The organism is Veillonella sp. CNR 79/14 (genome assembly GCF_003992185.1).
Taxonomy (GTDB): Bacteria; Bacillota; Negativicutes; order Veillonellales; family Veillonellaceae; genus F0422.
The window spans coordinates 86,377-110,502 of sequence record NZ_RQVH01000005.1; the positions used below are offsets into that span (position 1 = coordinate 86,377).

Consider the following 24,126-nt stretch of genomic DNA (forward strand, 5'->3'; position numbering starts at 1 on the left):
TATGCCTTGGTAATATTCAAACCTAACTACGGTAGTAAATACACCTCTTCTTTCTTCTCTATTGCTCTACATTATATTTCTCTTTATACTGAAAGTAATTATACGCAGGAGGTAATTACGATGGCATCAAATACGGCTATATGTCTTTGGGAAACCAATCGTATCGCATCTGGATTTGCTCTTTTAGATCAGTTATTAAAAGACTACCCTATCTCTTTTGTCAAACATTACCGCATATGTCCTGGCAAAGCGTTCTTCATACTCATTGCAGATACAGATGTAGTACAGCAAATTGAACAAATCCTAAGGGATACGAAGCAGATTCAATACAAAACAATTACTGGCGTACATCCCGATGTACTTTCAGTATTTCAACAAAAACAAAAAATACCTACTGTCTCACACCTAGGTATCTATGAATGTTCCACAACAGTGGCTGTATTTCATTTAGCTAATCATCTAGCTTGGCATCACCAAGTTCATTTATTAAGTCTACAAATTGGAATTGGTCTCTGTGGCAAAAGCATTCTCACTATCGCTGGTTCCTATAGTGATTTAAAAACCATTGAAATAGAATTATCAAAACGTTATCCTAAAGACATTGTGAGCTTTGCCAATATTTCAGAACCGTCAACAGAATTACTTACCTTATTATAGGAGGTTCTATGGAATCCATTCAGTCTTTACTAAAACAAGCACACACACTTTGGCGACAAGGCAATGAACAAGGTATGATAGACTATTTAGAAAAAGCCATTCACCTGTGCCGGACCCAAAAGAATGACAAAAAACTGATTGAAATATTAAATGAGTATAGTGGGTCTCTACGTAATGTAGGGCGCTATGATGATGCCATCACCGCCATTGATGAATCCCTACGTCTCTACGAAAAAAGTGATACTTACACACCACAAACATATGCTACTATTTTAATTAATCTAGGCAATACATATCGTGAAAAGAAATCCTATTACGAAGCGGAAACACATCTGTTGAAAGCAAAAGAAATCTTTCAATCCGTAGGTGATACATCCTATGCTTATATTGGTCTGTTGAACAATTTATCACTTCTCTATCGTGATACGAACAACTACGAAACAGCTCATGAATTGCAATTAGAAGCAGTCCGCCTATTGGAGCCTACAGAATACCAAGTTCCACTAGCTATTAGCTACAATAATTTATATGAAATCAGCAAACACGTTAAAGGAAAACAAGAGCTTTCTCCTCAAGTCTATCTAGATAAGGCTACCTACATTTTACGTCGTGAGGTAGGTACAGAACACCCTATGTATGCAGCGGTGTTAAATAATCGAGCCGACTTTGAAATGGAACAACATCACTACGATGTGGCACTAAATTTATATAGAGAAGCCCTTCCCATTGTGAAACATAATTATGGTGTGGAAAGTCAAGCCTATCAATCTGTATTGCACAATCTTGAATATGTAAAAGACCTTATTAAAACGCTGCAACAAGAGGTGCCCTGTCATCGCCAAACTGGCTTAGAGCTAGGCAGAGAACTCGCTCACCAAGTAGCACAAGACATAGAGCTCAATCTACCTGACCTAGCTCCCTATATGTGCTTAGCTTTGGTCGGCACAGGATCAGAATGTTTAGGCTTTGATGATGCCATCTCTGAAGACCACGACTTTACCAAGCGCTGTCAGCTCTTCTTACCAGCTGATATCTATGAAACTAATAAAGAACGCCTTCAGTCCTACTTTAAGAACTATGCCTATGGCACAGTACAAGTTGAATGTATATCTGAATTTTACCAGCGCTATACACTTTATCCTGAAGGGCCTCAGTGTGAAAAAGAGTTTCGCCGTGTCCCACAAGACTTGTTGTGCACCGCCACAAATGGTGAAGTCTTCCTAGATAATTTTGGATCTTTTACACATATTCGTCAGCGATTATTGGCCTACTATCCAGAAGATATTCGCCTTCGTAAAATTGCCTATGAATTAAACCAATTGGCTCAATCTGGGCAGTATAACTTACCTCGTATGTTACAACGAGACGACACAATTGCTGCAAGTTTAGCATTGCATCAATTTGTCCATCATTACATGCTACTCGTGCATCTATTCAACAAATCCTATGCGCCATTCTACAAATGGCTCTATCGCCATAGTTGTACTCTTCCTATCTTAGGAAACACGGTCAAACATGGGATTGTAGAATTACTAGATGCACCTATTACAGATACAAAATCTCACATTGATCGCTTATGTAGTGCTATTATTCAAGAGTTACAACGCAACGGCTTAAGCACAAGTCCTATTGATTTCTTAACCTATCAAGCTAAAGAAGTCATTCAACGCATTCAAGATCCACTTCTCCGTAAAGAAGATTCTTGGGTAGAATAGGAGTTTTATTATGAAAGACGATTTAATTATTTCTATCATTCAACAAGAATGGCCTCTCTTCACTAGTACGCAAAATGTAGACCATCGCTCACCTTGCCAAGACCAAATGGCTAACTTCATTGTGTCACGCCATGCCTATTGGTCTATGTACTCTACACCGGTTTTACAATCCTATTTGCACGATTTAGAAGTGGCACGCATGAAAGGACATAACTTGGTAACTTTCAAATACGGATATATGATGGAAGCCACTCATCCTGATGAATTTTTAGCCATAAAGGATAAATTGCCATCTATTTCTAACGTAAAATTGTCTTTAGTGACTGCCATTATGGCCTTGTATATGAAGTGGGAATTAGATATCCAATTAGAAATACCTGGCTATGACACACACCATCGTCCCATCCAAGCAAAAGATAATTCCCTGACTCATACATCTGTGGAAACCTATATGACTGGAGAATTACAGTCCTATTCAGAAAACACTTTAGAATGTATATTAGCTCATTTTTTACAGTGTAGTAAAAATAATATAAACCCTGTACAAGAATATCTGAAAGCCCTACAAGCTGGAGCAAAGCGATAAGTACAATAAACACAAAAAAGCCGTCACTATTGTGACGGCTTTTACTATGTATAAGACTATCTAATTAGTCAATATGGATACCATGGATTTCTTCAGCTAGACGTTTTAACGCTTCTACTGTACGAACGCCTGGTGTAATTTCAGACAATTTTACGCGGATGAAATGATTTTCTTGTACCGCTTTAATTGTTTGTAATTGAGGGGCAGCTTTAATTTTAGCTACTTTTTCTTGGAAATCATCATCGTTGCGGATGGAATTACCATAGTCAGGAATTATGATGTAATCAGGATTTTGTTGAACTACAGTTTCCCAAGAACCTTTCGCCCAAGTTTTATCTACCCCTAAACCACTCATTACGTTATCAGCACCGATTAAACGCAATACGTTAGTTGTGTAACCTTCGAATACTGTGAAAGGTTGTCCATCTTGGGAGTCATATACGAATACACGTTTATGTGGAAGGTCTTTCAATTTAGCTTGTACTTTTTCTAGCAAAGCACGTTGACCTTTTACCCATTCTTCTGCTTTTGCTTTCACGCCGAAGATTTCACCTAATTTAATCATATCTTTGAAATTAGTTTCTAAGTCAGCTTGTGTAGATAAAGCAGACTCTGGAATCCAAATGTTTACTTTTTGAGCAATCATTTTATCTGCAGGGATACCTTCTTTACTGAAAGAATCTTCCCAACCTGTAGCGAAATCAGGTTTTACAGACATAAACACTTCATAAGAAGGCCATTTTTCAGCTAATACTTTTACTTTGCCATAGGCTTCTTGTAATGGTGGATAGATTTCTTCTTCTTGGAAAGCTGTACCCGCCATTTTATCTTCCAAGCCTAATTGTAACATCATTTCTGTTGTAAACTGAGACATGGATACGGCATGTTTAGGAGATTCTTTCACAGCAAATTCTGTTTGTTTGCCTTCAAATGTTTGATTCCAAGTCACTTCTGTGCCAGTTTTTGCTTGTTCTTTTTCAGAACCACAGCCTGCTACTGCCAAAGCACCACATACTAAAGCTGTTAATACAAAGCCTTTAGATTGTTTCCAATTACTTAACATAATCTTCCCTTTCTTACCTTAATTAGTAATACAAATGATATACGCCCTCTTCCATAGACACATGGAAAGGCACTTCAAAAATAGGCTCCAGCAACTCTGGGGTTAACACCTCTTGTGGGGCCCCCGTTTTTAGCACTTTGCCATCTTTCATCAACACGATGTGATCGCAATAGCGCGCCGCTAGATTTAGGTCATGGAGAACAACAATACTTGTACCCGAAAAGTTTTGCAATTCTTTCATGAGCGCTACCTTGTATTTCATGTCTAGATGATTTGTTGGTTCATCTAACAATAATACCTCTGTTTGTTGTGTCAATGCTTTTGCAATGAACACACGTTGCCGTTCACCACCCGACAAATGTCCCATTTCCTCTTCTGCCAAGTGGGATACCCCCACTTGATCCATATAGGACTGGGTAATGGCAACATCTTCCGCTGTATAATTTCCAAAATGACTTTTATAAGGATATCGTCCCATAAGTACAATATCTTTCACTAAAAAATCATCGATCATAGCATCATGCATTTGTGCTAGCACTGCCACCTTCCGTGAAAAGGTAGGGCCATCAATGGTTTGTAAAGGCACACCATCCAATGTAATCGCATCAGTGGGATGCAATTGGCTCAAATGTCCAAGAAGTGTCGGTTTACCACAACCATTAGGTCCAATGATAGCCGTCATTTTATGTTTAGGAAAGCTGAGCTTCACATCATCTAAAATTTGTCGTTTTCCATAGGAAAAGGACAAAGAATTTACCTCGTACATAGTCCCTCCTATTGTCTAACCTTGATGACGGTATCTCGTCATAATAATCCAAATAAATAGTGGTGCCCCTAGTAAGGACGTCAATACACCGATAGGAATCTCTTCGGGACTATACATAGCTCGTGAAAGTACATCCGCCCAGATCATCACAATACTACCAATGAGTGGCGCAAAAATCAGTAATCGTCCATGTTTAGGGCCCCCAACCATGCGTGCCAAGTGCGGAATAATAAGGCCCATAAAGCCTACTACACCTACTTTTGCTACTAAGGTAGCGATAGCCACAGAGGATACGATGACCATAGATAATTGCAAGGATTTCACCGATAAGCCCATTTGCTTCGCTTCTTGTTGCCCTAATAAGAGGACGTCAAAATCCTGTTTATACATGTACATATAGAACATCAACAAACCAATGATAATGGCTGTTAATGGTAAGTCTCTCCACTGAATGCCTGCAAAACTACCGAGCAACCAGAACATAGCACTTCGTACTTGTGCTTCGTGCTTCGCTCCATAAATAATCATCATCGTAATGGATGAGAAAATACCTGTCATACCCATACCAATTAAAATTAATTTTACTGGACTTTGGCTACGTCCCACACAGAGTAACACCAACAAGATGGAAATACCTGCTCCCAAAGCCGCAAAGAATGGCACATTATAAGATGCCAAGAATGGTAATCCTCCCATAATGATGGCAAAGACCGCTCCTGTACTAGCACCTGACGAGACACCTAAAACATAAGGATCGGCTAGTGCATTGCGTGTTACTGTTTGCATCAGAACCCCTACTAAAGATAATCCAATCCCTGTCAGTACCGAATACAACAACCGCGGCAAGCGAATATCTTGCACAATGGTGCTCAACATTTTCATCTCATCTGTTGGCACTGGACTGGTAAATGCCTGGTACATATCCCACACCGGTATGAAAGAAGCCCCAAATTGAGGGGCTACTACGAGTGAAATCACCAGTAAGATCAATAATCCTACGATTTTTAATTTCATGTTATACGCCCTTTAACTATACCCAATATACGCTTAGGAGTTTCCCTCACGAAATTCGTGCCTCCTACAGTAAAAAAAGAGCAACCTTTTATGGGCGCTCTTTTGTCTATATATAGTATACTATAATTTTCGATATAGTGTAAAGGTGTTTACTTGATTTTTAACACGTCACAATTCCCATGACATATTACTGTAACATATAATTTCAGTCACATATTATTTCAACAGACCTTTCCCTAACAATATGTGTCGTATCGTCATGATTGGATGTATCCATAACATACGAGGACCACTGTAGCGCATGACTTCTTTAATTCGTTCCCGATAGGTCGGTGCGTAACAATGTGTTTTGCACATGGCGCAAAATGTTTTTTCTTCCATATGCGGGCATCGCTCTACCCTTGCTTCTGCATAATGCATCAATTCTGCACAGCTTTCACAGAGCTCACCGGACTTACGTCGGTGCTGTCCTTTGCAGTAGATTTCTATCATCTTGCGCACCGTTTTTAATTCTTTTAATCGCTTATCTTCGATAGCCTGCTGTTTCTCACGTTCTTTCATCACTAACTCCTCACTATTTAATGCTCAGTAGTTATGAATGTTGTACTCACATTTCCTCTATACTGTAAGGGATATCTATAGTCCCCCCCTAAAATTTATAGTGTAATCGGCAAGAATGTCATGAGCATTGCTATAAATATTGCTGGTAGCAAGTTAGCCACTCGAATCTTGTTGGGCCACAATACATTAATGCCTACACAGAAAATTAAGATGGAGCCCACATAGGATAAATTATCAATCGCCTCTGGAGTCATAATCGGTGCCGCTAAATGAGCTAAGCCCGTTATAATCCCTTGAGTAATCCCTACTGGTAAAAAGGAGAATAAAGCCCCTTTTCCCATGGAAGATGCCATGACCATCACGATAATGCCGTCTAGAATACTTTTAACAACCATCGTACTATAATCGCCAGTCAAACCATCTTGAATAGAACCGATGACCCCCATAGCTCCTACGGTAAATGTCATGGATGCCGTAATAAAAGCATTGGTAAACTGTGGGTCCCGACTGTTACCTGTTTTCAACTTCAACCATTCTCCAATGGCTGTAATACGACGATCAAAATCAATCAATTCCCCTATAATCGCCCCTAGTACCATAGAGATAATCATCATCATAGGTCCTGTTGTATGCAAACTGTCGCTAACAATAACTAGCATATATTGCATAGTGCCACTCATACCTAATAGAAGGATAATGATCCCACACACCATCATGAGCGTTTCTTTTAAATTTTCTTTCATGCGATGTCGAATAAAGAGTCCTAATAAGCTACCACAAATAATCAACACCACATTAAGGATGGTTCCCATACCATGCATTGGTTGTTCCTCATCTTTCTAAAAAATCACTACACTATCATCCCCATCCACTTCGTGCACACGAACTTGCACCGTTTCCAAGTGGGACGTAGGAATATTTTTCCCTACATAGTCAGCTCGTATAGGTAGTTCCCGATGGCCTCGATCCACTAATACAGCTAATTGGATGGCACTCGGTCTACCTGCATCCATAAGGGCATTCAATGCAGATCGAATCGTACGACCTGTAAATAATACATCATCTACAAGAATCACAATTTTACCCGTCGTATCCATCGTAAACGGAGGCCCTTCCTTCGGTTGATTGCTCCGATCATCTCGATACAAGGAGACATCCATTGTTGCCACATCTACTTGAATCCCTTCAATGGCTTCAATTTGAGCTTGTAATCGTTTTGCTATATATACACCACGGCGCTCAATGCCAATAATTAAAGCATTGGATAATCCTTTATTACGCTCTAAAATTTCGTGCCCGATACGACGAATGGCTCGCATCATACCAGCTTCATCAATTAAGATACGTTCTTCCATAGTATCACTCCTTATCGATTATGCTCTTTCGCATACTCAATACATGCCAAAAAATCTTCCGGCAATGGCGCTTCAAAGTGTAAGGCTTCCCCTGTGATAGGATGTTTCACAGATAATGTTTTAGAATGCAAGGCCTGCCCTACAATAGGAAAATCCATTTTACGGAATCCATAGAACGGATCATTCACCACAGGATGTCCAATATACGCTAAATGTACACGAATTTGGTGAGTTCTTCCCGTTTCTAGTTCGCATTCTATTAATGTGTGCTTGCCATATCGTTCTAGTACACGGAAATGGGTCACTGCGTCTTTACTATTTTCAAAGACCACCGCCATTTTCATACGATCTTTAGGGTGGCGACCAATAGGAGCCTTGATAGTCCCTTTTTCTTCTGCAATATTGCCTTGTACTAATGCATAATAGGTTCTTGTAGCACTATGTTCTTTCACTTGCTCTGCTAAGCCCAAATGGGATTCATCATGTTTGGCTGCCATCATCACACCAGATGTATCCTTGTCTAATCGATGCACAATGCCAGGGCGAATTTCTCCATTGATGCCAGATAAATCTTTACAATGGTATAGCAAAGCATTCACCAGTGTCCCTGAATGATTGCCTACCGCTGGATGTACCACCATACCACGAGCTTTATTAATGACAATCATATGCGAATCTTCAAATAGAATATCCAGTGGAATGTTCTCTGGTTCTACTTCTACTTCGTGCACTTCAGGAATAGTAACGCTGATTTCACTATCCTTTGAAAGTTTCAAATTTGATTTTCCTGTTTTGCCATTCACTTGTACATTTCCCTCTTTCACTAAGGATTGCACATAGCTACGTGACTGACCAAGCTCTCTCGTGAGGTACACATCTAATCGTGTACCCTCATCTTGAGCCTCTACTATATATTGTTTTGTTTCCATTATTTACCTCACTGTTTTTGGCTTTCATAGGACCAAAAATATAGAATCAACAAAGGTACACCAATGCAAATACCAATATCCGCAATATTAAAGATAGGCCATACTCGAAAATCAAAGAAATCCACTACACCACCTAAGTACAAACGATCCCAGGCATTGCCCAAGGCACCACCCAAGAGCGTGCCTGTCCCAATTCGTGCATATAACGGTGCCATAGCTAATTTCTTACGACCTACGTACATAGCGCCTAACAAAAGCACCACTACCAACAACAATATCCATCGTTGGTGCATCAACATACCAAAGGCTGCTCCATGGTTCACAATATAGGTCCAATGAAAAACATCAGGTACAACTGGCACAGATTCACCTAACCGAAAGTGGCTACGTACATACCATTTTGCTACTTGATCCAATAGGAAGGTCAAGATACTTATGATATAGATCATCGTTTACGTCCTCCACGGTCAGCCCATTGTTGTAATAAAGCGCCTAAGTCCTGCTCTTTTTCTTGCCCTTTTCCACGATTGTTTCTATCTCGAATAGGATTACCTGAGCCACTTCTTATATCCTTAACATTGTTAGAGTTTCGACCCTGTTGTCTTTCGCCTTTTGGTTGTTGACCATCCTTACGTGGTGTATCTCGACGGGGATTTCCATCGCCATTGCGTCTATGACCTTGACGGTTTGGATCTTTTGGTTTTTCTCGTTTCATGGATAAACCAATGCGGTTCCGTTTTGCATCGACAGAAATAATCTCTACTTCGATAATATCTCCTACTGCTAATACATCAGATGGATGTTCATGATAGGCACAAAACTCGCTTTTATGCAGCAGTCCATTGATTTTCACACCAAAGTCTACAAAGGCACCAAAGTCCACCACATTATGAACTGTTCCTTTTACCACGGTACCGACTTGAATATCTTCCAAACTCATAATTTGTTTCCGAGTCATCGGTGCTGGTAAATCTTCCCGTGGGTCACGACCTGGTTTTTGCAAGGCTTCTACAATATCTCGCACCGTCGGTACACCTGCATCTAGCTGTTTCGCCAACTCTTCCACATTCACCGTTTGCAGTTTCGCTTTGGCCGTTTCCAGTGTCGCTTTATTACGTAAATCGTCTAAGGACATCCCCAACTGTGTTAGCACTCCTTGGGCAATCTCATAAGACTCTGGATGAACTGGCGTCGCATCTAAAGGGTTCTCCCCTTTACCGATGCGCAAGAAACCGGCACATTGTGTAAAGGCGGCAGGACCTAAACGTGCTACTTTCAACAATTGCTTACGACTAGTAAAAGCACCATGTTCCTTGCGGTAAGCAATAATATTATTCGCCACGGTGCTAGAAATACCAGACACATGCTTCAATATCGCTGGAGACGCTGTATTGAGCTCTACCCCTACATGGTTTACCACCGTTTCTACTACTTGATCTAAGGTGGCGCCCAATTGTTTTTGATTCACATCATGTTGGTATTGACCAACACCGATTGATTTTGGATCAATCTTCACAGATTCCGCCAATGGGTCTTGTACACGGCGCGCAATAGATACGGCACCACGGATAGATACATCTAAATCTGGCAATTCTTCAATAGCTAACTTAGAAGCGGAGTATACAGAGGCACCTGCTTCATTAGTAATAATATAATGACAATCTAAGCCTTCTTCAGCAATCATAGCAGATGTAAATTGCTCTGTTTCATAAGAAGCAGTACCATTGCCGATAGAAATCAAAGTAACACCATATTGACGGATTTTCTTAGCCAATTCTTGTTTGGCACGCTCTGCTTGTTTATCACTCATCGTAAGATAGTAAGCCCCATAATCTAGGACATTACCTTCCCTGTCAATGATGGCCATTTTACAACCTGTACGATATCCTGGGTCTAAGCCCATAATAACATGTCCAGATAAAGGTGCTTGGAGCAACAAATTGCGCAAGTTCGTACCAAATACTTTGATGGCCTGCTCTTCTGCTTGCTCTGTCATTGCATTTCGTGTTTCACGCTCTAACGATGGATACAATAGTCGTTTATATCCATCAGCAATAGCCTCAGCAATATACGAATGCTCTACCCTTGCAGTACCTTGCACAGTGTCTACCATATATTGGATAAATGTTTCATCCGGTACCACAAAGCTAACTTTTAAAGCGCCCAAGCTTTCCCCACGGTTCATCGCTAATACACGATGGGATGGGACTTGGCGAATGGGTTCTTTGTATTCTTCATTGTACTGTAAGAATCCTTGGTTTACTTCTTCTTCGCCTACTAGCTCCGTTTTCATATGACCAGTTTCCCACATAGCTTTACGCAAATATTGGCGAATATCTGCTCGTTCACTCGCTTCTTCTGCTACAATATCCATCGCCCCTTGTAAGGCATCTTCCACAGTAGGCACTTCTTCATTAAGGTACTCTGCTCCCATTTGGCGTAACTCTTCTTCTGTAGCCGTTGTGAACAATGCCTGTGCCAACGGTTCCAAACCACGGTCTCTGGCCATGGACGCACGAGTACGTTTTTTCGGACGGAATGGCAAATACAAGTCTTCTAATTCTTGCAATTTCATCGCTTTCGTAATCGCTGCGGATAGTTCGTCCGTCAATTTGCCTTGTTCTTCAATAGACTTAGTGACTTCTTCTTTTCTTTGTAACAAGTTGCGCAAATATTTCATCCGCTCTTCGATGTCACGCAATTGCTCATCTTTTAACTCACCAGTCACTTCTTTTCGATACCGTGCAATAAATGGTACTGTATTACCCTCATCTAATAAAGTAATGGCTGCTTCTACTTGATGTGGCTTTACCCCTAACTCTTGGGCTATCACTACATGTATTTCCATTCTATTTCCACCTTTCATAGGTTACAAAATCATAAGACAACTCATCTTGCCCTGCGCCGGGTATACGCTCTATCTCCATCCATTCTGGCTTGGTATGCTCAGTAAATGTCACATCCCCTGTGAAAGCTCGGTGTAACTCCGTCACATACAAACGATCTGCATAAGGTGCCATGCTTGCATACACCTGCGCACCGCCAATGCAATACGCTAACTCTATGTCTTGTGCCGCTTGTGCTGCTTCCTCTGGACTATGGAATACTTTCACTCCTTCATAGGGTGGTATGTAATCCAATTGTGATGTAATGACCCAATGTTCACGATTAGGTAACAAAAACGGCAAAGACTCCAATGTCTTCCGTCCCATGATGATGACATGCCCAGTAGTGCGCTGTTTAAAATATGCTAAATCTTCTGGAATGTGCCAAATCAGTTGATTATCCTTGCCTATAACGCCATTCTCAGCCACTGCTACAATCATTGCTAACATAGATAACTCCTTATACAGCTACTGTCATAGATAGTTTCCCTAAATGCTCATAGCCTTCTAGAGTTATATCTTCTGGCGTAAAATCATAGAAATTTTTGATCTCTGGGTTTAATCGTAACACCGGAGCCTCTAAGGCTTCATGTTTACGTTCTAATTGAGTACGTAAAGCTTCTACATGGTTCTCATAAATATGAGCATTATTGATGACATGCGTGAATTGTCCTGCCTGCAATCCAGATACTTGGGCAATCATATGAACCAACGCTGCATACTGTGCTGTATTAAAAGGCACTCCTAATCCCATATCCCCACTGCGCTGGATAAGCATACAATTTAAACGACCATCGGTGACATCCCATAATGTTTCATAGGCACATGGTTGCAACGCCATATCTGGCAAGTCCTCAATATTCCACAAGGTCACAATCATACGACGGCTTTGAGGGTCCTTTTGTAGCATATCCAATAAATTATCTAACTGTTTATATTTGGCAATTTGGTATCCATAAGCCTTACCAATCGTACCATCTTCACGCATCCATTCATCCCAAACTTTTACATTCATGGCCTGCAACTGACGTACATCATTAGATTGCAATTGCCAAATCCAAAGCAATTCTTTAATGGCCGTTTTGAAAGCCACAAATTTCGTGGTTAAAATAGGAAATTCTTCTGCTAAATTGAATTGCATCACTTGATGCGGTAATTTATAGGTCGCAATGCCTGTACGATTGTTGGCATAATACCCATGATCTAATATATTCTCTATAATCTGTAAATATTGCGTATCTGCTAAACTCATCTATGCCTCCTTGTATACGAAACTATGCTAAACTGTATCAGCATATAGTATGTATATCTGTATGTATATCTGTATTTGTATCAATATCTGTGTCTAAATGTATTTGTATATCTACATTTAGATATCAAGTTGTCCCTCTATCGCTATATGTTACCCTTAAACCCGGCTATGACCTTCAAAAATTCATTGCCATATTTGCGCAGCTTCATATCTCCTACGCCTTTCACATTCGCCATATCTCCTAAGGTCAATGGTTCTTTTGCTACCATGTCCAATAAAGTAGCGTCTGAAAAAATCATGAACGGTTTTACCCCTTCTGTTTTTGAAAGTTCCAAACGATGCACACGCAGAGCCTCAAATAAGGAGTTATTCTTAGTGGCTTTTGCTAGCCCTGAAGCATTTGATTTAGAACGGCCCTGCATAGGACGATGTTCCCCTACCTCAATAGGCACATCTTTCACAGTGACCCGTCCCGCTAATACTTCATGACCTTGTTCCGTAACGGATAAAATAGGATATTGTCCTCCCGAAGACGTCACATACCCCATCGCCATTAAGCGCTTAATAAAGCCTTTTACATCTTTATCTGCCCAACGATTTAATTTACCAAATACGGATAATCGGTGTAAGCGAAACTTCTCAATACGCTCCGTCCGATTCCCACATAGGATATCCGCAATCATAGTCACACCATATCGTTCTTCTGTATTCCAAATCGTCTGCAATACGGCGCTCGCATCGGCTGTTACATCCACCGCCACTCGTGGTTCATCACAAGTACTGCAATGATGACATTGATCCCAAGGCACTTGTTCACCAAAATAAGACAACATGAATTTACGTAGGCACATAGGTGTATGACAATAATCGATCATGGCTTGTAGCATATTCCGCTCAATCCGTTGTCGTTCTGGTGGCAAGTCACTTTGACTTAGAATATATTGATGTACTGCCACATCTTGCCCATTGTAGAGCAAAATACAATCTGCCGGTGCTCCATCTCGTCCAGCACGGCCTGCCTCTTGGTAATAACTTTCCATATTTCGTGGCATTTGGTAATGGATTACATAGCGCACATTACTTTTATCGATGCCCATTCCAAATGCATTGGTAGCTACCATAACTTGTACTTCATCAAAGGCGTAACGATTCTGTTGGTACTTACGCTCTTCATCAGATAAACCACCATGGTAATAACCTACTTTCACGCCGTACCGTAAAAGCTCACGATATACTTTTTCCACATTCGCCCTAGTAGCGCAATAAATAATCCCCACATCATTTGGGTTGTGTAGCACATAATCCCGTACATATTCCATACGCTTACTTTCGTGGATCACAGAAAACGCTAAATTAGGACGATCAAATCCCGTAATATGCACACGGGCATTCTCCAATCCTAAGAGTTGTTTCATATCACGTTCTACTTCTTCCGTAGCACTGGCTGTGAAAGCCCCTACCACAGGTCTATGGGGCAAGCTCTTAATAAAGGGTCCTATAGCCGTGAAAGAAGGCCTAAAATCATGCCCCCATTGTGACACACAATGGGCTTCATCAATAATCACTTGGCTAATTGGCAGTCCTCTTAAAAACTCACAAAACCCTTCGGACTCTAATTTTTCTGGTGCCAAGTATAATAGTTTAATGCGCCCTTCCCGTAAATAGTACAAAATTTTATTCTGCTCTTCTCGACTGAGGGTGCTATTCATATACGCCGCTGGCATACCTTGCTCTTTCAAGGTATCCACTTGATCTTGCATCAAGGAAATCAACGGAGAAAATACAATGGTAATGCCCGCCTTTAGCATAGCAGGAATTTGAAAGCAAATCGATTTACCTGCCCCAGTAGGCATAATCCCTAGCACATCTTGGTTCTCTAACAAAGCTGCAACAGGTACCTCTTGAGCGGGGCGAAAACTGGAATATCCATAAAAATGTTGCAATGCTCGTAGGGCTCTAGCATCCATATGTCTTTCCTCCTTTCTAACTGTACATTTATCGAATCGTATCTATATATTATACCATTTTTATAGGCCAGTATAAACCGTTTGCACTAGAACTACACTATCCTTTCCATAATCTACACATCTTCTACAAAAAAATGTTGGCACTACCCCAAAGGAGTAGCCCCAACATTTCGTTTACTATGTGTATGTAATTATAAAATATGCATTTGTTCTGATGCATCGAACTCCGCTTGGATTTCTTTACTTGGCTCATGATCCAACAAGCTTACTACAAAGATAGCAATGGCAGATAAGACGAAACCTGGTACGATTTCATACAAGCCGAACCAACCGAATTGTTTCCACACAAGAACGGTAATACCACCTACCAAGATACCAGCGATACAACCTTTCAGAGTCATACGTTTCCAAGTCAACGAGATCAAGATAGCTGGACCAAAGGCAGCGCCAAATCCTGCCCATGCATAGGCCACCATCGTCAAGATATAGCTTTGTGGATTGACTGCCATCACGATGGCAATAGCAGATACGATCAATACCGTAGCACGGCTAACCATAACTAGTTCACGGTCTCCTGCATCACGGGCAAACACATTGCGGTACAAATCTTGCGACACAGAAGATGCAGTTACTAACAATTGTGCAGAGGCTGTACTCATGATGGCTGCCAATACAGCGGACCAAATCAAACCTGCCACAAATGGGTTAAATAAATGCTCGCTCATCACAAGGAATACTGTTTCTGCATCAGCATCTACTAGAGGTGTTGTTAAATATACTTTACCAACAAGACCTACTGCCACTGCCGCCAACAAGGAAATAACCACCCAAATCATGGCAATATTCGTAGCTTTTTTTAATTCTTTCGCATCGGAAATCGCCATGAAACGCACTAAGATGTGAGGTTGACCAAAGTAACCAAGCCCCCATCCTAGGCTAGAAATGATACCTACCACCAAGGTGAACGTATCTTGTTCCGGACCCCAAATGGACAAGCCTGCTGGGAACTCCGTAGCAATTAATTGAGATGTTTCTACAGGGCCACCTAAATACATAGCTGCCGTCACAGGTACCAATAAGATGGCGAAGAACATCATCATACCTTGAATACAGTCTGTCCAACTTACGGCTAGGAAACCACCTAGAAACGTGTAGAAAATAACTACCCCTGCTGTAATAAAGAGGGATGTCATGTAATCTAGTCCAAAGATAGTATTAAATAATTTACCACCTGCCACAAATCCGGAGGACGTGTAAATTAAAAAGAAAATAACGATGAAGATAGCAGACACCACCGGCACAATTCTTGATGTATCATGAAAACGGTTTTTCAAATAATCCGGTATAGTCAAACTATTATTCGCTACCTCTGTATAATTACGCAATCGTTTCGATACGAATACCCAGTTCAGCCACGTTCCCAAAGCTAAACCAATGGCAATCCATAACGCCGATATCCCTGTTGAGTAGGCAAATCCAGGTAAACCCATCAACATCCATCCACTCATGTCTGATGCTTCCGCACTCATGGACGTGATCCAGGGGCCTAGCTGGCGACCTCCTAAAATATAGTCGTCTAAGCTATTAGACTTGCGGTAATAATATACCCCGATGTACATCATGAGGCCTAAATACAATGCAAATGCCCCAATCACTTCAAAATTGTTGTACACCCTACTCCTCCTTTCCTAATCCTTTCACCTTTACTTAAAATTCTATAGAATGCATTCAGCATTAATCTTTTCTATTATATCATAGATTATATATATCGTCTTTCATGGATTTTATACAAAAAAATAAACACCTTGTATAAAACAAGGTGAGTGCTATCATTGATCTATGTAAGTAGACAATGAAAATACCTAACGCATGAGGACTACCACTCCTCAACACGTTAGGTATCATCAAGCTTTATTAACTCCTAGATGAGCCTAACGCCGAACGCACGTTGATGGCTCTCCTTTTCTTAACTATATTATATCACAAACTGTTACCTAGTCAATTTATATTTCATGTATTATTTTATGTTGCATATTGCAATACAACGGTTTATAATTTAATTAATATAGTACACAGAAAGGAGCCCAACATGAAATCTGCTAGTGTTAATGTCAGAATTAATGAAAATATAAAACAACATGCTGAATCTATTTTAGAAGACCTTGGGATAAGTCGCGCTGTCGCTATTGATTTATTTTATCGACAAATTATCCTACATAAAGGACTACCTTTTGATCTAAAGTTAAATACACCACCCCTTAGTACATCTGATTTTACCCCTTCAGAGTTAGAAAATATTTTATCTCGTGGAGTCGAAGAATCAAATAACGGTAATGGACGTTCTGCTAAAGAATTTTTCGCTACTTTATTGGGAGAATAATTATGGAAACCTATGATATACGACTTTCATCATTTGCGGAATACAATTTATTAAATATCTATTGCTATATAGCTGAATCTTTCTCCGTAGAAACAGCTAAGTACACTTCGCATAAAATACATAAAGCTATAGAGAGTTTATCATATCTACCGCATCGATATCGTATTCTAAATGTATCTAAGTCCACTAAAAATGTATATCATATTTATTCTTTCGAGAAATATGATATTTATTATAGTATCAACGAAATACATCATACGATTACTATTCTTGCCGTATTAAACCAACGTCAGGCTCCTAATTATAGTTTATTCTTGCAGGAACTTCCCGCAGTATACGGAAAGTACATATAGGTTTTATACAAAAAGGACCCCGCAGGGTCCTTTTTCATTTTCACATATTCTTATCGCTTGATGTTATAAAACACATCGCTACCACGGTATTGAGCCGTTTCTGCCAACATGTCTTCAATACGAAGTAATTGGTTGTATTTTGCTACGCGTTCGGAACGAGCTGGAGCACCAGTTTTGATTTGTCCAGCGTTTACTGCTACAGCGATATCAGCAATTGTGGAATCTTCTGTTTCACCAGAACGATGAGAGATAACAGCTGTATAGCCTGCACGTTTTGCCATTTCAATAGCATCAAATGTTTCTGTCAACGTACCGATTTGGTTCACTTTGATCAAGATTGCATTTGCTGTATCTTCTTTGATACCACGAGACAAGCGTTCTGTATTCGTTACGAATAAATCGTCACCTACTAATTGAACAGTTTTGCCAAGACGATCTGTCAATAGTTTCCAGCCTTCCCAATCTTCTTCTGCCAAGCCATCTTCGATAGAGTAAATTGGATATTTTTCGCAAAGTTCTGCGTAGTATTCTACCATTTCAGCAGCTGTTTTTACTTTGCCTTCACCAGCTAAGTGATACTTGCCATCTTTGTAGAACTCAGAAGATGCTGCATCAATAGCAAATACAATATCTTTACCCACTACAAGACCTGCTTTTTCGATAGCTTCTGTAATCACTTGTAATGCTTCTTCATTGGAACCTAAGTTCGGAGCAAAGCCCCCTTCATCACCTACACCTGTGGCCAAGCCTTTTGCTTTCAATACACCTTTCAATGTATGGTATACTTCTGCACAATAACGCAATGCTTCCATAAAGCTAGATGCACCAATTGGCATAATCATGAACTCTTGGATATCCACGTTATTATCTGCATGAGCCCCACCATTTAAAATATTCATCATTGGTACTGGCAATTCTTTTGCATTCGTGCCACCAAGGTATTGGAACAATGGTAAATCATAAGATTCAGCCGCTGCACGAGCTACTGCCATGGATACACCTAAGATCGCATTAGCACCTAATTTTGCTTTGTTAGGAGTGCCATCTAGCTCAATCATCACCCCATCAATAGCCACTTGCTCAGATGCATCAAACCCTAAAATAGCAGGTCCAATGATGTCATTTACGTTTGCTACCGCTTGTAATACACCTTTGCCTAAGTAACGAGAAGACTCGCTATCGCGCAATTCCACCGCTTCAAATTGACCAGTAGACGCTCCAGATGGAACCGCTGCACGACCAATCGTACCATCTTCTAAATATACTTCTACTTCTACTGTTGGATTGCCACGGGAATCCATAATCTCTCTTGCGTATACATCAGTAATTACTGCCATTGTTACTTCTCCTTATTGTACTAACAAACTTTCACCACTCATAGCTTCAGGCTGCTCAATACCGCCTAAAGCCAGCATAGTTGGTGCTAAATCACATAGCCGACCTGGTCGCAAGGTGACACCCTCTGGGGCTCCCACTAAAATGAGTGGTACCGGATTCGTCGTATGCGCCGTGTGCGGAATTTCTGTGGTATGGTCCACCATGACCTCAGAATTTCCATGGTCCGCTGTAATTAATAACTGACCATTCCTATCTTGAATGGCTTTCACAATCTCTGAAAGCCCCGCATCTACGGCTAAAATAGCTCGTTTTGCTGCTTCAAAATCACCCGTATGGCCTACCATATCTGGGTTCGCATAGTTCAAAATAATCATATCATACTCGCCACTGCGAATGGCGGCAACTACCTTTTCTGTTACCTCTGGAGCACTCATCTCTGGTTGCAAATCATAGGTAGCCACCTTAGGAGATGGCACTAAGATTCTATCTTCTCCGGAGAATACATCTTCTTTGCCACCATTGAAGAAATACGTCACATGAGCATATTTCTCTGTTTCTGCAATGCGCAGTTGACGATAACCACCCTTGGATAACACTTCTCCTAAGGTATCTGTTAGCAGTTCTTTATCATACACCACAGGCACTGGTAAGTCCGCTTCGTAACGAGTCATACTCGCCACATAGGAACCTTGCAATACATGTTTTCGTTCAAATCCAGTGAAATCAGGATCTACCACAGCACGCACTAATTGACGAGCCCGATCAGGACGGAAGTTAAAGAATAAGATCGCATCTCCATCCTGCATACCTGTATACCCTTCCACCACAGATGGAATGACAAATTCATCTGTCGTTTCATCAGCATAACTGTGTTCTACCACTTCATGAGCACAACCTACTTCTGTGCCACTACCACATACCATGGCATTATACGCCAGTTGCACTCGTTCCCATCGTTGATCACGGTCCATACCATAATAACGACCACCTATTGTCGCAATCGACCCTAGACCCAACTCGTTGCAGTAGTGAGCAATCTCGTCAATATAGGCCAACGCACTTTGTGGTGGTACATCACGACCATCTAAGAAGGCGTGGATATAGACTTTTCCTACACCAGCCTCTTTAGCGCCACGAAGTAATGCCTTCAAGTGATCAATATGCGAGTGGACACCGCCATCCGATAACAAACCTACTAGATGCAAGGCTTGTTTAGCCCCTTCTTCATAGGCTTTCACCAAGGTAGGCCGAGTAAATAAGGTTCCTTCCTCTGCCTCTTTCGTGATGCGCGTCAATTCTTGGTACACAATACGTCCGGCACCAATATTCAAATGGCCCACTTCAGAGTTTCCCATCTGTCCATCTGGCAAGCCTACGGCCATACCAGATGCATCCAATAGAGTGTGAGGGCACTTATCCCATAATTCTAAAAATGTTCGGGGGTTCGCTTGTACCACCGCATTGGTTGGGTCTTGACCATCCCCAATACCGAATCCATCAAGGATTGTTAGCATCACTGGTCCTTTTAATTTTGCCATACGCTACCTCAAAACTATGTTAACAGGCATTAATAATTCCCGTAAAAGTCTCTGCTTCCAAGGAAGCACCGCCCACCAAAGCACCATCCACGTGGGCTTGGGCTAAAATATCTTTCGCATTCTCCGGTTTTACACTGCCACCGTATAGAATGCGCACTTGTTCTGCAATGTCAGGTGTGTACATAGCGGCGATTTTCTCACGAATACTTTGGCATACTTCCCCAGCTTGTTCCGCTGTGGCTGTACGACCTGTGCCAATGGCCCAAATCGGTTCGTAAGCAATCACCACTTCTGTCATTTCTTCTGCAGGCACTCCATGCAATCCCATTTCTAATTGGGAATGAATGAACGCCACCGTTTCCCCACTTTCACGTTGGTTTAAACTTTCACCTACGCAAAGGATAGGGCTCATGCCATGTTGTAAAACAATGCGTACGCGCTTATTCACACAACGATCTGCTTCTTTAAAGATAGAGCGTCGTTCAGAGTGCCCCACAATTACGTAGGACACGCCTAAGTCCGTCAACATCGAAGGAGATACTTCCCCTGTATAGGCACCAGATTCTTCATGGAACACGTTTTGCGCCCCTACACGAACCTTGGTGTCTTCCGCTAAATCAGCTACAGTGCTAATGGCTGTAAACGGAGGGCATACCACCACTTCACAGCTAGCATCCGCCACTAATGTTTTCAATTGTTCTACGAATACTGTGGCTTCCGTATTCGTCATATGCATTTTCCAGTTCCCAGCAATGATCGGTTGTCGCATGATAACCTCCTATGCCTCTTGTAAGGCTGCAATACCTGGTAATACTTTGCCTTCTAAGTACTCTAAGGAGGCGCCGCCACCAGTGGAAATATGAGAAATTTTGTGACTTAATCCACTTTTTTCAATAGCCGCTACAGAATCGCCGCCGCCTACAATTGTAGTTGCATTCGCCTCTGCCACCGCTTTCGCTACCGCATTGGTACCACCTGCGAATACTTCCATTTCAAATACGCCCATAGGACCATTCCAAACGATCATTTTCATCGGTGCCAAAGCCTCTGCGAATAGCTCACGGCTCTTTGGACCAATGTCTAAGGCCATCCAGCCCTCTTCGGTAGCTGTTGCATCTACTACTTTATGATTCGCCGTTTCACTGAAAGCATCGGCTACAACGAAATCTACTGGTAATAATAGGTTAGTGTTGGTTTCTTTCGCACGAGCGATTAATTCACGAGCTAGTTCAAATTTGTCAGCTTCCACTAAGGAAGTTCCCACATTATGACCTTGGGCTGCTACAAAAGTATTTGCCATACCACCGCCAATGATCAACACTTCTACTTTAGGTAATAAGTTAGAAATGACTTCAATTTTGTCGCTTACTTTGGCGCCACCGATGATGGCTGCAAATGGGTGTTCTGGATGCTCTACCGCACCTCCGACATAGCGAATTTCCTTTTCTAATAGGAAACCGGCGCCCATTGGCAAGTATTTCGTAATCCCTTCCACAGAGGCATGGGCACGATGAGATACGCCGAAGGCATCATTCACGCCTACTTCTGCTAAATCCGCTAAGGCTTTGGCAAAAGTAGGATCATTTTTTTCTTCTTCTTTGTAGAAACGAAGATTTTCTAATACCACCACATCACCGGACTTCATTTCACTTACGGCTTGTGCAGGGATGTCACCAATGCAATCTTCTACAAAACGAACTGGTTGTTCTAATAATTCACTCAATCGTTTGGCACAAGGAGCTAAGGTAAACTCTGGTTTACGCTCTCCTTTAGGGCGACCTAAATGAGAGGCAATCACTACCTTCGCACCTTGGTCAATCAAATGACGCAAGGTAGGTAAGGTCGCACGAATCCGTGTATCGTCAGTGATAACGCCATCTTTCAAAGGTACATTAAAATCAACTCGTACAAATACAGTTTTATTTGCTACATTCATATTTGCTAGTGAAAGTTTCATACTGTCTCCTATGTATATAATAAACATGCCAAAAAGGGACTACTCTCGTAGTCCCTCGCAGATTATAAGCCTCGTTTGCTCATGTACACAGCTAAGTCAACAATACGAGAGGAATAGCCCCACTCATTGTCATACCAAGCTACTACTTTTGCCATATTGCCTTCCATCACCATTGTTAAGTCTGCATCTACGATAGAACTACGAGCATCACCATTGAAGTCTTTGGATACTAATGGCAAATCAGATACTCCAAGAATACCTTTTAACTCACCTTCAGCTGCTTTGCGGAATGCCGCATTGATGCTTTCTTTAGTTGCTTCTTTTTCAAGTTCTACTACTAAGTCTGTTACAGACACATTTGGAGTAGGCACACGAAGAGCAAAGCCATTTAATTTACCTTTTAATTCAGGTAATACTAATGCCACTGCTTTTGCTGCACCTGTTGTAGTAGGAATAATAGACATCGCTGCTGCACGAGCACGACGTAAGTCTTTATGTGGTGCATCCAATACACGTTGGTCATTTGTATAAGAGTGCACTGTTGTCATCATACCACGTTTGATACCAAATTCTTGATGCAATACTTTTGCAAACGGAGCTAAACAGTTTGTAGTACAACTTGCATTAGATACTACATGATGTGTAGCTGGATCATATTCACTTTCATTGACACCCATAACGATTGTTTTATCTTCATCTTTACCTGGTGCGGAAATGATTACTTTTTTAACAGTTCCCCCTAAATGAGCCGCTGCTTTTTCACGAGAACGGAACACCCCTGTACATTCGATAACCACTTCAACCCCTTCGGAGGACCAGTCTAATTTTGCTGGATCACGGTCACAGAATACACGTGTTTTTTTGCCGTCTACTACTAAATATTCGCCTTCTACAGACACGTCACAGCTTAAGTTGCCATGAATTGAGTCATGTTTAAACAGTAAAGCGGAACCTTCAATATCACCAGTATCATTAATGGCTACTACTTCCACATCTGGGTTGTTAAGAGCCGCGCGCATGACGCATTTACCAATACGACCAAAGCCATTAATACCAATCTTCACTGCCATAATCAATTCCTCCTAATAATTCTTGTATTATATAAGTTATTATACCTCTATTTTACAAGAATAGAGGGGTTGGTGCAAGTTTTTTGTACCTGTAAGTAGACGACAAAAAACCGAAGCAATACAGAGTATCGCTCCGGTAAAATTATATAATTTATTATCTTGTAGTATTTATATTACACAATCCAGTGATTCAGTTAATATTCAGCATAAATCAATAAATCACCTTGTTACTGACTCAGATAAGATTGACATTCCTCAACAGTAAATGTACAATTAAAATACAAATTGGGCTATGAATCCCAAAACTGACTTCATATTATCCTTTGGGATAAAAAGAAAAGCGTTCCTTATTGGAGCGCTTTTTTGTTGTTATACAACGATATATTTATTGTAACAAAGGTTGATCTTCTTTTTCTATTTTTCCACAAACATTTTTTACCATCTTATATACCATTACTTTTTGCGAATCTTTTCAATATTTCCTCATCACTTTTATGATCTTCTGGATTTCTAGAAAAGCAAAAACTTATCGATTCATCATCTTTAAATTTCTCATACAGCGACGCTCGAAGAAGCCTTATTTTATCTGAATTATAATTACTTCTTTTCTTTCCAACTGCATTTCTTTTAACATTTTTACAGTATATTTTTTCTGGATCCTCTGCATCATTTAAGCTTAATGCTTTTATCATAGCATCTATTTCTAACTTAGATATTACTTCTCGTACATTGATAGGGAC

The 24,126-nt window shown here is 40.9% G+C and carries 24 protein-coding genes; 5 read left to right on the forward strand and 19 right to left on the reverse strand.

The window, feature by feature from the left end:
- Positions 1-120 precede the first annotated feature (120 nt).
- From EO119_RS03215 to EO119_RS03225, 3 genes are read left to right on the forward strand one after another with little or no spacing between them, the layout of a single operon-like run.
- Entirely contained in the window at positions 121-657 is a 537-nt protein-coding gene (locus EO119_RS03215) for a hypothetical protein (protein ID WP_126940672.1), read from the forward strand.
- 8 nt (positions 658-665) lie between these two features.
- Positions 666-2,372, forward strand: a complete 1,707-nt coding sequence (locus tag EO119_RS03220) for a DUF4037 domain-containing protein (RefSeq protein WP_126940673.1) — start codon at positions 666-668, stop codon at positions 2,370-2,372.
- A gap of 10 nt (positions 2,373-2,382) precedes the next feature.
- Positions 2,383-2,958, forward strand: a complete 576-nt coding sequence (locus EO119_RS03225) for a DUF4125 family protein (protein ID WP_009353659.1) — start codon at positions 2,383-2,385, stop codon at positions 2,956-2,958.
- Between the two features lie 64 nt (positions 2,959-3,022).
- Here EO119_RS03225 and EO119_RS03230 read toward each other — a convergent pair whose 3' ends face one another.
- From EO119_RS03230 to putP, 13 genes are all read right to left on the reverse strand, one after another.
- Positions 3,023-4,021: an ABC transporter substrate-binding protein gene (locus EO119_RS03230; RefSeq protein ID WP_126940674.1), complete on the reverse strand. Its 999-nt coding sequence runs from the start codon at positions 4,019-4,021 to the stop codon at positions 3,023-3,025.
- Positions 4,022-4,043: 22 nt separating this feature from the next.
- A complete protein-coding gene (locus tag EO119_RS03235; protein WP_126940675.1) occupies positions 4,044-4,787 on the reverse strand; it encodes an ABC transporter ATP-binding protein in 744 nt (247 codons plus the stop codon).
- A 15-nt stretch (positions 4,788-4,802) separates the two neighbouring features.
- On the reverse strand, positions 4,803-5,801 hold the full coding sequence (locus EO119_RS03240; RefSeq protein ID WP_126940676.1) for an iron ABC transporter permease: 999 nt from the start codon (positions 5,799-5,801) through the stop codon (positions 4,803-4,805).
- 216 nt (positions 5,802-6,017) lie between these two features.
- Positions 6,018-6,362: a nitrous oxide-stimulated promoter family protein gene (locus tag EO119_RS03245; protein ID WP_009353674.1), complete on the reverse strand. Its 345-nt coding sequence runs from the start codon at positions 6,360-6,362 to the stop codon at positions 6,018-6,020.
- 95 nt (positions 6,363-6,457) lie between these two features.
- Positions 6,458-7,183 (reverse strand): DUF554 domain-containing protein, encoded by a 726-nt coding sequence (locus EO119_RS03250; RefSeq protein ID WP_126940677.1) that lies wholly within the window; start codon positions 7,181-7,183, stop codon positions 6,458-6,460.
- Positions 7,184-7,201: 18 nt separating this feature from the next.
- The gene (pyrR, locus tag EO119_RS03255) at positions 7,202-7,717 is read right to left on the reverse strand and encodes a bifunctional pyr operon transcriptional regulator/uracil phosphoribosyltransferase PyrR (protein ID WP_009353692.1); all 516 of its coding nucleotides are present in this window, start codon (positions 7,715-7,717) and stop codon (positions 7,202-7,204) included.
- 11 nt (positions 7,718-7,728) lie between these two features.
- A complete protein-coding gene (locus tag EO119_RS03260; protein ID WP_126940678.1) occupies positions 7,729-8,646 on the reverse strand; it encodes an RluA family pseudouridine synthase in 918 nt (305 codons plus the stop codon).
- Between the two features lie 8 nt (positions 8,647-8,654).
- Positions 8,655-9,095: a signal peptidase II gene (lspA, locus tag EO119_RS03265; protein ID WP_009353699.1), complete on the reverse strand. Its 441-nt coding sequence runs from the start codon at positions 9,093-9,095 to the stop codon at positions 8,655-8,657.
- Positions 9,092-11,494 (reverse strand): Tex family protein, encoded by a 2,403-nt coding sequence (locus EO119_RS03270; RefSeq protein ID WP_126940679.1) that lies wholly within the window; start codon positions 11,492-11,494, stop codon positions 9,092-9,094. Before EO119_RS03270 ends, lspA begins: the two co-directional genes overlap by 4 nt.
- Before the next feature lies 1 nt (position 11,495).
- Positions 11,496-11,981 carry a dihydrofolate reductase gene (locus EO119_RS03275; RefSeq protein ID WP_126940680.1) on the reverse strand — a complete coding sequence of 162 codons (486 nt, stop codon included), beginning with the start codon at positions 11,979-11,981 and terminating at the stop codon, positions 11,496-11,498.
- A 10-nt stretch (positions 11,982-11,991) separates the two neighbouring features.
- Complete coding sequence (locus tag EO119_RS03280) at positions 11,992-12,783, reverse strand: thymidylate synthase (RefSeq protein ID WP_126940681.1); 792 nt, start codon at positions 12,781-12,783, stop codon at positions 11,992-11,994.
- Between the two features lie 143 nt (positions 12,784-12,926).
- The gene (recQ, locus tag EO119_RS03285) at positions 12,927-14,750 is read right to left on the reverse strand and encodes a DNA helicase RecQ (protein WP_126940682.1); all 1,824 of its coding nucleotides are present in this window, start codon (positions 14,748-14,750) and stop codon (positions 12,927-12,929) included.
- A gap of 191 nt (positions 14,751-14,941) precedes the next feature.
- Positions 14,942-16,372, reverse strand: a complete 1,431-nt coding sequence (putP, locus tag EO119_RS03290) for a sodium/proline symporter PutP (protein WP_240632812.1) — start codon at positions 16,370-16,372, stop codon at positions 14,942-14,944.
- Positions 16,373-16,839: 467 nt separating this feature from the next.
- Here putP and EO119_RS03295 point away from each other — a divergent pair, with 467 nt between their 5' ends.
- On the forward strand, positions 16,840-17,130 hold the full coding sequence (locus EO119_RS03295) for a type II toxin-antitoxin system RelB/DinJ family antitoxin (protein ID WP_126940684.1): 291 nt from the start codon (positions 16,840-16,842) through the stop codon (positions 17,128-17,130).
- Between the two features lie 2 nt (positions 17,131-17,132).
- Complete coding sequence (locus tag EO119_RS08265; protein ID WP_126940685.1) at positions 17,133-17,483, forward strand: type II toxin-antitoxin system RelE/ParE family toxin; 351 nt, start codon at positions 17,133-17,135, stop codon at positions 17,481-17,483.
- Positions 17,484-17,533: 50 nt separating this feature from the next.
- Here EO119_RS08265 and eno read toward each other — a convergent pair whose 3' ends face one another.
- The 6 genes from eno to EO119_RS08105 form a co-directional block, all read right to left on the reverse strand.
- A complete protein-coding gene (eno, locus tag EO119_RS03305; RefSeq protein ID WP_062402054.1) occupies positions 17,534-18,820 on the reverse strand; it encodes a phosphopyruvate hydratase in 1,287 nt (428 codons plus the stop codon).
- A 12-nt stretch (positions 18,821-18,832) separates the two neighbouring features.
- Positions 18,833-20,359, reverse strand: coding sequence for a 2,3-bisphosphoglycerate-independent phosphoglycerate mutase (gene gpmI, locus EO119_RS03310; protein WP_126940686.1), 1,527 nt, complete (start codon positions 20,357-20,359; stop codon positions 18,833-18,835).
- 19 nt (positions 20,360-20,378) lie between these two features.
- Complete coding sequence (gene tpiA / locus EO119_RS03315; protein ID WP_231723409.1) at positions 20,379-21,131, reverse strand: triose-phosphate isomerase; 753 nt, start codon at positions 21,129-21,131, stop codon at positions 20,379-20,381.
- Between the two features lie 6 nt (positions 21,132-21,137).
- Positions 21,138-22,316 (reverse strand): phosphoglycerate kinase, encoded by a 1,179-nt coding sequence (pgk, locus tag EO119_RS03320; RefSeq protein ID WP_126940687.1) that lies wholly within the window; start codon positions 22,314-22,316, stop codon positions 21,138-21,140.
- 62 nt (positions 22,317-22,378) lie between these two features.
- Positions 22,379-23,386: a type I glyceraldehyde-3-phosphate dehydrogenase gene (gap, locus tag EO119_RS03325; RefSeq protein ID WP_062402066.1), complete on the reverse strand. Its 1,008-nt coding sequence runs from the start codon at positions 23,384-23,386 to the stop codon at positions 22,379-22,381.
- A 443-nt stretch (positions 23,387-23,829) separates the two neighbouring features.
- The coding region (locus EO119_RS08105) for a DUF6037 family protein (protein ID WP_240632809.1) at positions 23,830-24,126 on the reverse strand (297 nt) is incomplete at its 5' end.